Source organism: Bradyrhizobium genosp. A (genome assembly GCF_049949275.1).
Classification (GTDB): domain Bacteria; phylum Pseudomonadota; class Alphaproteobacteria; order Rhizobiales; family Xanthobacteraceae; genus Bradyrhizobium.
The window spans coordinates 2,986,769-2,998,741 of the sequence record NZ_CP188196.1; the positions used below are offsets into that span (position 1 = coordinate 2,986,769).

16 protein-coding genes are annotated in these 11,973 nt (G+C 61.9%); 8 read left to right on the plus strand and 8 right to left on the minus strand.

Going from position 1 to position 11,973, the window contains the following annotated elements; translation table 11 throughout:
• Position 1: 1 nt before the first annotated feature.
• Positions 2-295, minus strand: a complete 294-nt coding sequence (locus ACP2YP_RS13830) for a chorismate mutase (protein ID WP_426424746.1) — start codon at positions 293-295, stop codon at positions 2-4.
• 395 nt (positions 296-690) lie between these two features.
• Entirely contained in the window at positions 691-1,503 is an 813-nt protein-coding gene (locus ACP2YP_RS13835) for a hypothetical protein (protein WP_426424747.1), read from the minus strand.
• A gap of 682 nt (positions 1,504-2,185) precedes the next feature.
• Here ACP2YP_RS13835 and ACP2YP_RS13840 point away from each other — a divergent pair.
• From ACP2YP_RS13840 to ACP2YP_RS13855, 4 genes are all read left to right on the plus strand, one after another.
• Entirely contained in the window at positions 2,186-2,638 is a 453-nt protein-coding gene (locus ACP2YP_RS13840) for an ester cyclase (RefSeq protein ID WP_426424748.1), read from the plus strand.
• Between the two features lie 136 nt (positions 2,639-2,774).
• Positions 2,775-3,866, plus strand: coding sequence for a bifunctional DNA-binding transcriptional regulator/O6-methylguanine-DNA methyltransferase Ada (gene ada, locus ACP2YP_RS13845; protein ID WP_426424750.1), 1,092 nt, complete (start codon positions 2,775-2,777; stop codon positions 3,864-3,866).
• 137 nt (positions 3,867-4,003) lie between these two features.
• Entirely contained in the window at positions 4,004-4,579 is a 576-nt protein-coding gene (locus ACP2YP_RS13850) for a methylated-DNA--[protein]-cysteine S-methyltransferase (RefSeq protein WP_426424751.1), read from the plus strand.
• On the plus strand, positions 4,576-5,058 hold the full coding sequence (locus ACP2YP_RS13855; RefSeq protein ID WP_426424753.1) for a hypothetical protein: 483 nt from the start codon (positions 4,576-4,578) through the stop codon (positions 5,056-5,058). The genes ACP2YP_RS13850 and ACP2YP_RS13855 overlap by 4 nt, the downstream gene beginning before the upstream one ends.
• A 12-nt stretch (positions 5,059-5,070) precedes the next feature.
• On the opposite strand, the gene ACP2YP_RS13860 is transcribed toward ACP2YP_RS13855, so the two are convergent.
• Genes ACP2YP_RS13860 through ACP2YP_RS13870 form a run of 3 tightly spaced genes read right to left on the minus strand, consistent with a single transcriptional unit; the run spans position 5,071 to position 6,302 of the window.
• Positions 5,071-5,619 carry a methylated-DNA--[protein]-cysteine S-methyltransferase gene (locus ACP2YP_RS13860; protein WP_426424754.1) on the minus strand — a complete coding sequence of 183 codons (549 nt, stop codon included), beginning with the start codon at positions 5,617-5,619 and terminating at the stop codon, positions 5,071-5,073.
• 42 nt (positions 5,620-5,661) lie between these two features.
• Entirely contained in the window at positions 5,662-5,916 is a 255-nt protein-coding gene (locus ACP2YP_RS13865) for a hypothetical protein (RefSeq protein ID WP_426424756.1), read from the minus strand.
• 8 nt (positions 5,917-5,924) lie between these two features.
• The gene (locus ACP2YP_RS13870) at positions 5,925-6,302 is read right to left on the minus strand and encodes a hypothetical protein (protein ID WP_426424758.1); all 378 of its coding nucleotides are present in this window, start codon (positions 6,300-6,302) and stop codon (positions 5,925-5,927) included.
• A gap of 163 nt (positions 6,303-6,465) precedes the next feature.
• On the opposite strand from ACP2YP_RS13870, the gene ACP2YP_RS13875 reads away from it, so the two are divergent.
• On the plus strand, positions 6,466-6,693 hold the full coding sequence (locus ACP2YP_RS13875; RefSeq protein WP_426424759.1) for a hypothetical protein: 228 nt from the start codon (positions 6,466-6,468) through the stop codon (positions 6,691-6,693).
• Between the two features lie 147 nt (positions 6,694-6,840).
• Here ACP2YP_RS13875 and ACP2YP_RS13880 read toward each other — a convergent pair whose 3' ends face one another.
• The 3 genes from ACP2YP_RS13880 to ACP2YP_RS13890 are packed head-to-tail and all read right to left on the minus strand — an operon-like array spanning position 6,841 to position 8,457.
• A complete protein-coding gene (locus ACP2YP_RS13880) occupies positions 6,841-7,542 on the minus strand; it encodes an aquaporin (protein ID WP_426424760.1) in 702 nt (233 codons plus the stop codon).
• Complete coding sequence (locus tag ACP2YP_RS13885; RefSeq protein WP_426424761.1) at positions 7,542-8,102, minus strand: arsenate reductase ArsC; 561 nt, start codon at positions 8,100-8,102, stop codon at positions 7,542-7,544. The genes ACP2YP_RS13880 and ACP2YP_RS13885 overlap by 1 nt, the downstream gene beginning before the upstream one ends.
• On the minus strand, positions 8,095-8,457 hold the full coding sequence (locus ACP2YP_RS13890) for an ArsR/SmtB family transcription factor (protein ID WP_426424762.1): 363 nt from the start codon (positions 8,455-8,457) through the stop codon (positions 8,095-8,097). The genes ACP2YP_RS13885 and ACP2YP_RS13890 overlap by 8 nt, the downstream gene beginning before the upstream one ends.
• A 129-nt stretch (positions 8,458-8,586) precedes the next feature.
• On the opposite strand from ACP2YP_RS13890, the gene ACP2YP_RS13895 reads away from it, so the two are divergent.
• Genes ACP2YP_RS13895 through ACP2YP_RS13905 form a run of 3 tightly spaced genes read left to right on the plus strand, consistent with a single transcriptional unit; the run spans position 8,587 to position 11,496 of the window.
• Positions 8,587-8,904 carry an ArsR/SmtB family transcription factor gene (locus ACP2YP_RS13895; protein ID WP_426424764.1) on the plus strand — a complete coding sequence of 106 codons (318 nt, stop codon included), beginning with the start codon at positions 8,587-8,589 and terminating at the stop codon, positions 8,902-8,904.
• A 49-nt stretch (positions 8,905-8,953) separates the two neighbouring features.
• Positions 8,954-10,324, plus strand: coding sequence for an NAD(P)-binding domain-containing protein (locus tag ACP2YP_RS13900; protein WP_426424766.1), 1,371 nt, complete (start codon positions 8,954-8,956; stop codon positions 10,322-10,324).
• Positions 10,321-11,496, plus strand: a complete 1,176-nt coding sequence (locus tag ACP2YP_RS13905; protein ID WP_426424767.1) for an MFS transporter — start codon at positions 10,321-10,323, stop codon at positions 11,494-11,496. Before ACP2YP_RS13900 ends, ACP2YP_RS13905 begins: the two co-directional genes overlap by 4 nt.
• Positions 11,497-11,973: the final 477 nt, after the last annotated feature.

The following is an 11,973-nucleotide window of genomic DNA, read 5'->3' on the forward strand; positions in this document are numbered from 1 at the left end:
GTCACGATCGAACCGCGTTGTGATGCTGTATCACCTCCTCAATGATGAACTTGAGAAACTTTTCAGCAAAAACTGGATCTAGATTGGCGGCTTCCGCAAGACATCGCAGTCGGGCAATTTGTTCAACCTCTCTGGTTGGATCTGCTGCCGGCAATCCCGATGAGGCCTTGAGCTTACCAACTAGGCGCGTGCATTTGAAGCGTTCGGCCAACATGTAAACCAACGCTGCATCGATGTTATCAATGCTACTGCGAAGACTTATAAGCTCTTCGGGTATGGTCATATCTTCGGGCATCAATCGTGATCTTCCTGCGCCTAGTTGCTGATTGCGATTCTCGGCCCTGCAGACCTAAGCCGGAGTCCTGTTCCAAAGCCTCCGAAAACGTTAGTTCAACGACAGGCCTCTTCTGAACCTGTCTGACGGCCATCTTCGTATGCACGACCGACATCTGCAATGGGTCAGAGGCAGCGGTCAAGGCAAGCGACAGGGAATGCCCGGGTCACACTAGACAGCTGACTTCGTGATGGCTGGCGCGATGTTCGGCCGGGGCCCAAGAGCGGAGATGAAACGCGGTCAGAGAATAGAATTGCCGATTGGGGAAGCCGGGCGCCCAAAACGTTGCACACATCGCCTGAACTAGAGACTCGAATTGCCCGCTAGCCACCGTAAAATTGTGGGAGCGCTCCGCTTTAGCGCACTGACCATGGCCATGCCGTTACCGGTTGAGGCTTTCTGGCTTGCGGCCGCTCCGGTCGCGCTGACCTTTGCGTCTGGGCGACATTAGCCGACTGCCGCGGACGAGGCAGCGGTACGTCGGGCATCACCTTTGGATCTTCGGCGCTCACCTCTTGTGGCGCTTCGGGCATCGCCTTTGGCTCTGAAGCGTTGGCGATGACGCGGGCGAGTTGTTCCTGACTTGCGTTGAGCCGCTCGGCGAGCGTCAGGCTTTCGCGCGCCATTTGGATCTGATTGGCCTTGATCTGGTCGATGGTACTGTTGTTGCGTGCCGATTCCTCTCGACTTGCCTTGAGTTGACTCGCCAGATTTTCATTGTCGCGGACCAATTGTTGTTGCCGCGCCTTGAGCTGTTCGACCGTTTGGCTCAAGGCAGCAAGATCGCGCGCCATCGGTTGGAGCTGCTGCGACAACTCAGAACGCAGGGCAACGGCAGTCGGCGCGACCGCGTCCGGCGCGGCGCGTGTTAGAAGTGCTGGGTCTGAGGAAGTCATCGTTGCCGTATCAACAGAGGATGACCACCACCAGGCAGCGACACTAATGGATGCTGCCAACAGGAAACTGACGAAAGCCACATGGTGCCAATTCGCCTGAATCGTTGCGAGAGTGGTGGAAGACCTCTTCATGCTGGCCGGCGGGGCCGAAGGACTGAGTCCCGCGTGTGCCAGGTTCGACAGCTGCTCCTCCAAGCTTGCGATCTGTCCTTCCTCGAGCCTGTCGTCCAGCATGAAATTCATTTGATGCTCCGTATCAAAATGCAATGGCATTCGCGTGAGATCCGCGCATCTGCGCGACGGCGAGCGACACTCAACGGAACGCAGGCTCCCCACGGATTAGCACGCAGCTGCACGTCAATCGTGTTTCCTGCCAGCTGCTTTGTACTCGCGCTTTTAACGCAGCCGGGAAGGCGGAACTATGTTCGCACTCGGGAGAAACACGGAAGGAGCACTGACCCTTCGGAAGAACGCTGATTCGTCGCCCGGTCCTGTACCCCCGCTAAGATGCTCCGATAACGGCTCCGGCGCTGGGCTTGCGCCGGAGCCGTCCCTCTTCGTGTGCGCCCATTTGGTCGGCAGTGATTCCCTGGTCATGGCATTCCTCCTCAGACATGAAAAAACCCGCGCCGGATTGCTCCGCGCGGGTGTGATGAACTCTCGATGATGCCATCATGCCGGTGTTTTGCCCGACGTGTCAAACTTTCCAGGCGCGTGGTGCTGTCGCTTCGCCATGATCAAGCTCACCGCAACGCGGAGCATCACGTCCTACAAATGGGTGCATCCGACCGAGGAGCGTTAGTTCAGGCGAGTCCCGATCATCAACCTGCGACGGGCTTTCGGGCATTCTCCAATTTCAGGGCAAGAACCGGAGTTTGATGCGCGGGGACGACGCCTAGACATTGCAGCGATCGCCAGTCGATCCATGATTCCCGCAAATGAAAGGTGTTTTTCGATGAGCAAGCAAGATGAGAACAAGGCCGTCGTTGGCCGTTGGTTCACCGAATTCTGGGGCAAGACCGTCAATCTTGGCGTCATCGACGAGATCGCCGCTCCCGACATGCTGCTCAAATATTCGCTGCATGAACCACGTCGCGGCCGCGAAGATATCAAGGCGTTCATGACCGACTTCCGCGCCGCGTTTCCCGATCTCAACTTCTGGGGCACCGCGGACCTGATCGCCGAGGGCGACTATGTCGTCGGTCAATGGGAGGGCGGCGGCACCCACACCGGCCCGGCGTTCAGCGATTTCCTGATCGGCGGCTTGCCGGCTGCGACCGGCCGCAAGATGCGCTTCACGGGCACCACGGTGCTCAAGGTCATCGACGGCAAGATTGTCGAGGAGATCGGTCTCGATGACGGCGTCACCGCGCTGACCCAGCTCGGGTTGCTCAAGGCGGCGGCCTGATCGGAACGTACCATCGACCCAACCGATGTCGTTGAACGAGGCTCGCACATTGTGCGGGCCTCGCCTGCTTTGGGGACCACAGCGCGCTGTCGGAAATCGGGTGGCGACGTCTGCGGGTTCGTGGAGAGTTGAGCCTATGACCACAGCGCCCCTTCGGTTCCGGAAGCAGATGCCCCTGCCAGTCGCGGATGATCCGCGATGGGCCCGCGTCCTGGCACGCGACAAGGCTGCCGATGGCCTGTTCTGGTATTCGGTGTCGACGACGGGGGTGTATTGCCGGCCGTCCTGTCCCTCGCGCGCGGCAAACCCGAAGAACGTGCAGCTTCACGACAGCCTGGCGAGTGCCAGGGCGACAGGATTTCGGCCCTGCCGGCGTTGCAATCCGGACGGGCCCTCGGTCGAGACGGAGAATAACACGCTGGTCGCCAAGGCTTGCCGCATCATCGAGACGAGCGAGGAGGAGCCGTCGTTGGAGGAGCTTGCGGGGGCAGCCGGCTTGAGCCCCGGCTATTTTCATCGAATCTTCAAGGCCGCCACCGGGCTGACGCCGAAGAACTATGCCGCCGAATTCCGTGCCAGGAAAGTTCGCGAAGGTCTGGTTTCCTGCCATTCCGTCACCGAGGCGATGTACGACGCCGGCTTCAATTCGAGCGGGCGCTTCTACGAAAAATCGACGGGGATGCTCGGCATGACGCCATCGCAATATCGCGCCGGAGGGGCGAACGAGGAGATCAGGTTCGCGGTCGGTCAAAGCTCTCTCGGCCCCATTCTGGTCGCATCGAGCAGGAAGGGCGTGGTTGCGATTCTTCTTGGAGAAGACGCGGAGAAGCTGGTCCACGATCTTCAGGATCGTTTCCCCAAGGCGCGTCTGATCGGTGCTGACCGGGACTATGAGGCGATGGTCGCGCGCGTGGTTGGCTTCGTGGAAGCGCCGGAGATCGGTCTCGATCTGCCGCTCGACATTCGCGGCACTGCGTTCCAGCAGCGGGTCTGGCAGGCGCTTCAGGACATCCCTCCCGGCACGACGGTCTGCTATGCCGAGCTCGCGCAGCGGATCGGGGCTCCGAACGCGGTGCGCGCCGTCGCCGGCGCTTGTGCGGCGAACAAGATCGCGGTCGCCATTCCGTGCCACCGCGTGATCCGTAACGACGGATCGACCTCCGGATATGCCTGGGGCGTGGAACGCAAGCGCACCCTGTTGGATCGGGAAGCCTCGCGAGCGACCTGAGCCGCCATCGCCTCCGACGGCATTTGCTTCGCCTGGAAGGTCGTCGGAATTCTTCTCGATTTGAAAGCAAACAACGGAGTTTGGATAGCAGCGTGTGCGCTTAGCTTCGGTCATGAGGACAAACAAGGAGCGACATCATGAACCTCATGACATCCGAAGCCGCCTTGCGGCTTCTGCCCACGGTCGGGCCCGACAACACGGCGACCGAAATTCTCTTCTTCGCGATTTCCGACACTGCTTTGGGCAGAGTGTTGCTCGCCCGCAGCGCGAAGGGCGTCTGCGCGATCTTGCCCGGCGACGACCCGGTCGAGCTCGAAGCGGATCTCGCGGCTCGCTTCCCCGGGGCAACCCTGGTCGCGAACGAGGTCGTGGTCCGCGACGAACTGGCGAAGGTGGCCCGCTACGCTGAAAAGCCTTCCGAAGGCCTCGATCTGACGCTGGATATGCGCGGCACCCCGCTTCAGCACCGCATCTGGGAGCAGATCCGCGCGATCCCCGTCGGCAAGACGATGAGCTACATGCATCTGGCCCGCCTGATCAACAATGTTTATCCGCGCGTCGCCGCCCGCGTGGTGGCGAAGGCTTGCGCCGCCAATCCGATCGCGCTCGCCGTTCCCTGCCACCGTGTCATCCGCGCGGATGGCGAGCTCGCCGGCTATCGCTGGGGCATCGCGCGCAAGCGCGAGCTGCTGCGGAAGGAGACCGAGGCATGAAACTCGTCAGCATGGATGGCGGCAGAATTGGTCTCTTCGTAATGCTGCCGAAGGGGCCCCATGCCATCGATATCGCGAACAGTCTCGGCGTCTTTCCGCACGATCCGCTGTCGAACGGCCTTCTCAACGGCGCGCTGAAAGACGGTCACGACTGGTCGATCATCGTCAAGCATTGGGTTCATCTGCGCTGGCCGCTGAAGAAGCTGCAAAATATCGCCCTGGCGAACCCCGACACGCCACGCCTCGTCCTGCAGCCTGTGGTCGACGCCGCGGGTGCGGCGAGCGCGGCCAACCCAATCATCGCCATCGAGGTGACGGATATCGAGAGCGTCGAGGACCATGATCCGACTGGCCGGCGCACCATGGAACGGCAGTTCGCGCTGTCACCGGGACACGAAGCCGTACGACAGTCTGCGCCAGACGAGACCGTTCGGGTGATCGACTTCCCATCGATCGAACAGCGGCGGCCTCCTTCGTAGACCGGCGCGCCTTCACAATTCGACAGGGAGGCGCAGCTCGCGATCGAGCAGCGCGCGCTTTCGCTCCACGCCCCATCGATACCCGCCGATATCGCCGCGACTGATCACGGCACGATGGCAGGGAACAGCGACAGCGATCCTGTTTGCGAGACACGCGAGACTGACTGTTTCTGGCGTATGCGGCGTCCCCAGTCGCTGCGCGATCTGGTCGTAGGTGATGATATCGCCGGCAGGAACGCTCTGGAGCACCTGCCAGACGCGGACCTCGGCCACCGTTCCAATCAGATGGAGCGGCATGCTGATCTGCGCACGAGGTATCTCGATCGCGTTCACCGTCTGGGCTCCGATTCCTTCGAGCCCGTAGCCGCCGTAGGTCGGGTCTCGGTCCGGAAACTCGGATCGGATCGCTCTGTCGAGCTCGTCGCGGGTGTTGCCGAACAGAATGGCGCAGATCCCGTTCGGCGAGACGGCGGTCAGGACGAAGCCCAGCGAGCATTGGGCGGAGACGTAGTGGAAATAGTCGTTGCCGTCACGGAGGCCGGACGTGTTGTCGTTGCACATGTGAGGAAGTCCCTGGGGCTTGTTCGGCGAGACCGGCGCGGCCTATCGACGGAGCCGAACGACGTTGGAGGCGAGCGGGAGTGCGTCATCAGCTCGTGGCGAGGGCTCCGCAAACAGCAGCGAGTCCAGCCGCGTCCGCAGCGCCTTGGCTTCTCGGCAGACATCTGGATCGTGCGGAGCAAGGAGATCGGCGAAGAGGCTGACCGGCGCTTGCTTGAGCAGCGCCTGGACATCAGGTCGCAGGAAGTGTCCGCGCGCAGCGGCGAACATGTAAAAATTGAGGGGCGAGAAACTCATCTGGCGGCCTAGTGGGTCTTGGCGCGCTGTCCGGCGCCATCGAGATGAGCCTGGCCGAGCTCCAGCGAGAGATCCTCGGTGAGGCTGAACGAGACCCTGAAGCCATCGGGAGTGCCGATCGTCAGGATACGGAGATTGTCGGGGCCGAACTCGATCTCGAATTCCCGGAGCGGATACGTGATCCGCATGTTCGGGTCGTTATGGGCGCGCTTGACGGCGCTCGATGCCATCGCGGGCAGCGTCATCAGCAAGGCCGTCAGCGTCTCGATCTTCAGGATGATGCCGATCTCGCGGTTCGCGATGTCGGCCACGATGAGCTTGACCGCGGTGCCATCGGTTGCCGTCTCGAAGTTGACCAGTCGCTGAATCTCGATGTCGATTGTCATGTCGCGCCTCTCCTGTTGTGGCGCGTAGCGCGTCGGCGCTTCGCCGGCACTCCGCTTCTTCGCTTCAAATTCCGGTCGAGTCCGGTTCGAGAGCAGGATCCGGAGTGGCAATCGGCGGCGGTCGATCCAGGCTACCCGCATCGATCCGCAAGGGAGTCTAGCAATGATGTCGCTCAGTCATTTCAATGCGATCGCGGCTGCGCGTGGCGATGGTCTGGATCCGAAGCTGCGTGCGCTGCTCGAGCGGGCTGCTGTGTCACCACATTCCGAGGTGATGGTGCGGTCGGATGGAATGCTCCAGGCGGGGCCAAATCCGGGATCGGAGGAGGTGGAGAGATTGTCCGCGGTTGTGGTCGAGCTTCAGCAGCTTCTGGCACCTCGAGCGAGGTGAGGATCGAAGGATGGCTAAGACTTTGCCCGCGGACCGCCACGCCTTACAAATGGGTGCATCCGACCGAGGAGCGTTAGTTCAGGCGAGCCCCGATCGCGAGCGTGTTGCGCGAAGTCCCGCAATCCGGATTGTGATAGATCGTGACGCTCATGATCGGGTCTCCGCAATGGCGACGGGGCCGCGCACATCGGCACGCCCGAGCAGCCAGTTCATCAGCAGCATGCCGGCGATGGCTCCGCAGAGCTCCGCGAGAATGAACCCCGGAAGGTCGATCGGCCGAATGCCGGAAAAAGTATTCGTCAGCGAGCGCGCAATTGCGACCGCCGGATTTGCAAACGACGTCGATGCGGTGAACCAATACGCCGCTGTGATGTAGAGGCCGACCAGCCAGGGAACGGCGGTGCGCTGGAAGCGGACACCGGCGAGGATGGTGGCGACCAGTCCGAAGGCGGCCACCGCTTCCGCGAACCACTGCGAGCCGCCGGTCCGGACTTTCATCGATACGTCGATCAGGGGGTGAGCGAACATCAGGTGCGCGGCCATCGTTCCGATGGCGCCACCCGCGATCTGCGCGATGATGTAGAGCATGGCTTCATTCAACGGCAGCTCGCGCTTGCCGGTGAAGACCAGTGTAACCGCCGGATTGAAATGCGCGCCGGAGATCGGACCGAGTATGGTGATCAGGACGACCAGGATGGCCCCGGTCGGCAAGGTGTTGCAGAGGAGCGCCAGAGCGACGTCCTTGGTCAGCGTCTCGGCCATGATGCCGGAGCCGACAACGGTCGCGACAAGAACGGCCGTGCCGAGAGCTTCCGCCACGACGCGGCGCGGGAGATTGAACGCGTCCATCAGCTTATCTTCGGCTGCAGATCGGTCGTGCCCGGAAGGCTGCCGATTTCCCGCAGCTTGGCGGCAAGGATGTGCTTGTCCATATTGTCCAGCGGCGGACCCTTGAAAACGTCGATGCTGTCCAGCGGAAGGCTGGCGAAGGTCCCGATCCGGTTCTTGAGGTAGCGAAACGCCGTGGTGAACGCGGCTTCCCTCTCAAGCTCCGTACCTTGTGCTTCGGCGGGGTCGTCAATACCCCAATGAGCCGTGGTCGGTTGACCAGGCCAGATTGGACAGGCTTCACCGGCTGCGTTGTCGCAGACGGTGAAGATGAAATCCATCACAGGTGCATCAGGCTTTGCGAACTCCGTCCAGCTCTTGGAGCGCATTCCATCGGTCGGGTAATTCATGTGCTGGAGAACACGCAAGGCCAACGGGTGGACGGCGCCCTTTGGCGTGCTGCCTGCGGAGAATGCACGAAATCGCCCTGCGCCGTCCTTGCGAAGGATCGATTCGGCGAGGATCGAGCGCGCCGAATTGCCGGTGCAGAGAAACAGGACATTGTACATCCGATCAGGCACGGCTTCGCTCCTTTCGTTTTGGCGAACAGCAGGATTTGAGGCTTTCGACGACCGGCTCGCAAACTTCCGGTCGCCCGCCACAGCAATCCCGAAGCAGGAAAACCGCAACGTCCCGGAATTCGGCGAGGTTGGCGCGGTAGACGATCGAACGGCTGTGCCGCTCGGAGGTCACGAGACACGCGCGCGTCAAGATAGACAGGTGAGCTGAAAGCGTGTTTGGCGGTACCTCCAACAGGCGCGCGAGGTCGCCAGCCGCAAGGCCGTCGGGCTCGTGCCTGACCAGCGTCCGGAAGGCCTCCAGACGAGTCGATTGGGAGAGGGCGGCGAGCGCGAGGACAGCTTCTTCATTTTCCATACATCCAGACTTATGGAATTATTGATTGAGCGTCAATCCCGAAATCTCCCGGTGGCGTCGCGCTGGAGTATTTCGAATATTCCAGAAGTATGGTTGACGGCGGAGCCGAACAGGCACATGGTAAGGCCGATGAAGATCGACGACGCAGCAGCACGCTTGGAAGCCTTGGGCAACCGAACCCGGCTTCAGATTTATCGGGCCCTGGTTCGGGCTGGACAGCCGGGCATGCCGGTTGGTCGCTTACAGGAAAAGCTGAAGATCCCGGCATCGACGCTATCCCATCACATCAAGTCTCTGATCGCGGTCGGGCTCATCAGTCAGGTCCGCGAATCCACGACCTTGGTCTGCCATGCAAACTACGACGCGATGCAGGGCTTGGTGGATTTCCTGGTGTCGGAGTGTTGTGCGGACCAAAACGAATGCAAGGATGCTCGTACGGCGGCCTGATTTTTTTGGCCGTGCTTATTCGATGATTCTAGAATGATAGGAAGATGGGATGGCCGGTAGAAAGACGATTGCCATCATCGGGGCGGGGCCGGTCGGCTTGGCTGCTGCTGCGCATGTGCTCGAACGAGGGATGTCGCCGATCGTGCTGGAGGCCGGGCCGGAAGCGGGGCATGCGGTTCGCCAGTGGCAGCAAGTCCAGCTCTTCTCGCCCTGGGAATACAATGTCGACAAGGCTGCCGCGCGCCTGCTGGGGCCGACGGGATGGAATTCGCCAGACCCTCAATCTTATCCGACCGGTGGCGAACTGCTCGATCGATATCTCACGCCACTCGCGACGAGAACGCCGCTGCACGATGCGATCCGGACGTCCAGCCGCGTCTCGGCCATCAGCCGTGTCGGCTTCGACAAGGCGAAGACGAGAGGGCGTGAGCAGGCACCCTTTGAAATCCGCTACCAGAGCGGCAAGGGGCCCGAGGTCCTGCGCGCTGATGTCGTGATCGATACGTCAGGCACGTGGTTCTCCCCCAATCCTGCCGGCCGTAACGGCTTGCCAGCGATCGGCGAGCATGACTTCGCCGAGCACGTCGCCTACGGCATGCCGGATGTCCGCGGTGCCGGTCGTTCCAGATACGCAGGGAAGACCGTTGCGGTCCTCGGTGCCGGCCACTCCGCGGTGGGCACGCTCATCGATCTCGTGCGTCTCGCAGACGAGGTGCCGAATACGCAACCTGTTTGGCTCTTGAGCGGGGCCGATCCTGCGAAGGCCTTCGGTGGTGGCGGGAATGACAAGCTTGCTGCGCGCGGCGAACTCGGCAATGCCTTTGCCGCCCTTGTTTCCTCCGGGCGGATCAAGGTCGAGACCGAATTCGGTGTCACGCATCTTTCGGAATCCGAAGGCCGCCTCAAGATTGCCGCCGGGGCCTGCTGCGGCGCGCGAAGTGTGGTCGTGGACGAACTGATCGTGTCGACGGGCTTCCGTCCCGACTTTTCGTTTCTGTCCGAGCTGCGTTTGCGGCTCGATCCGGCCATCGAGGCGCCTGTCGCACTGGCGCCGCTCATCGATCCCAACGAACATAGCTGCGGGACCGTTCGCCCGCACGGCGCGCGCGAGCTCTCGCATGACGAACCGGGCTTCTACCTTGCCGGCATGAAATCGTATGGCCGCGCGCCGACCTTCCTCATGATGACGGGTTATGAACAGGTTCGATCGATTGCCGCCGAACTCGCCGGCGACAGGGCGGCAGCGGAGAGGGTCGAGCTCGTGCTGCCGGAGACCGGCGTCTGCACCCGCGGCGGTGTCGAGTCGGCCGAAGCTGCATCAGGATGTTGCGGCGGCCCGGCGAAGGAGGTGCCATCGGCCTGCTGTGCGGCCGATGAATCGGCCAAGAAGGCTGGCGCTGCAGGGTGCGGTTGCTCATGACGCAAGTTTCCGCGAGGCCGCTCGCTGTTGTCGTTGCACTTGGCACCTCGCAGACCGTTGCATGGGCATCGAGTTACTATCTTCCTGCCATCCTGGCCGCGCCGATTGCGCGCGATCTCGGTCTTGCGCCGACTTACGTATTCGGCGCGCTGTCGGGAGCTCTTGTCATCTCTGGGCTACTTGGCCCACGGGTCGGGCATGCCATCGATACGTTCGGTGGACGCAGTCTGCTCGCGAGCTCAAACCTTGTCTTTGTGGCAGGCTTGCTCCTTCTGTCTGTCGCCCATGGCTTGGTGGTGCTGATCGCAGCCTGGATGTTGCTCGGGATCGGCATGGGCATGGGCCTCTATGAGGCCGCCTTCGCGACGCTTACGCGCATCTATGGCACCGATGCGCGCAGAACTATCACCGGCATCACCCTGATCGCCGGTTTCGCCAGCACCCTTGGTTGGCCCCTCACGACCTGGCTCGCTTCGGAGTACGGCTGGCGTGTCGCCTGCCAGGTCTGGGCGGCGATCCATATCGGTTTGGCCTTGCCGCTCAATCTTTCGCTGCCGCGCGCCGTTCCATTGGATCAGGACCCTCGACCGCGTGTTGGCGGGAGCCAACAACCCGGACGCCAGAGCGAGACCTTCGCAATGGTGTTGCTGGCCTACATGTTTGCGGCGGCAAGCTTCGTTAGCTCGGGAATCTCGGCAATCCTGCCGACCATGCTGGTTGCATTCGGTGCGACGCCCGCGCAGGCATTGCTTGCTGGAGCACTGGTTGGACCTGCACAAGTCGGCGCGCGCCTTCTCGAAGCAGGATGGCTCGGCCGGTTTCATCCGCTGCTTTCAGCCAGACTGGCGATGCTCATGAATCCGATCGGTGTCGTTGCGCTGGTCGCTGGCGGACCTGTCCTCGCGTCGGCATTTACGGTGCTGTATGGCGCGGGCAACGGTATCATCACCATTGCTCGTGGCACGCTACCATTGGCGATCTTTGGACCGGTGGGCTTCGGGAGGCGTGTTGGCATGATCTCGCTGCCCGCCAGGGCAACCGGTGCGCTCGCGCCGCTTGCACTGGGGCTGATGGTGGAACATTTCGGCAGCAATGCGCTCTGGATCAGCGCGCTGGCCTCGATCTCCGCGTTCCTCGCGCTTGTGCTGCTTCGTGCGGACGAGGCGACGTAGGAAAGCGGCTCGTTGACGACTGATGTCGTGCCGATGTGAGGTCTCACGAACGCGACGGCATGCGGGTTAGCTTTCGTACACTCGCGGGGTCGACGCGCACTGGCCCGCTCTCAATGCGCGGATGTTCCGGCGCTTTGGTCTCGGGCTGAATTGCAAGCGCGTCACGCCTCCACCTGGGCCAGCGCTCCAAATCCAATCCTGAAGTCGCCGGCAGAGCGGGCTTGATGATCGCGGCGGGCGGCAGTGGTTCCCTAGTCATGGCATTCCTCCTCAGACATGAAAAAACCCGCGCCGGATTGCTCCGCGCGGGTGTGACGAACTCTCGATGATGCCATCATGCCGGTGTTTTGCCCGACGTGTCAAATTTTCCAGGCGCGTGGTGCTGTCGCTTCGCCATGATCAAGCTCACTGAAACGCGGGAGCATCACGCCCTACGAATGGGTGCATGCGACAGAGGAACGTTAGCCCAATGATTTC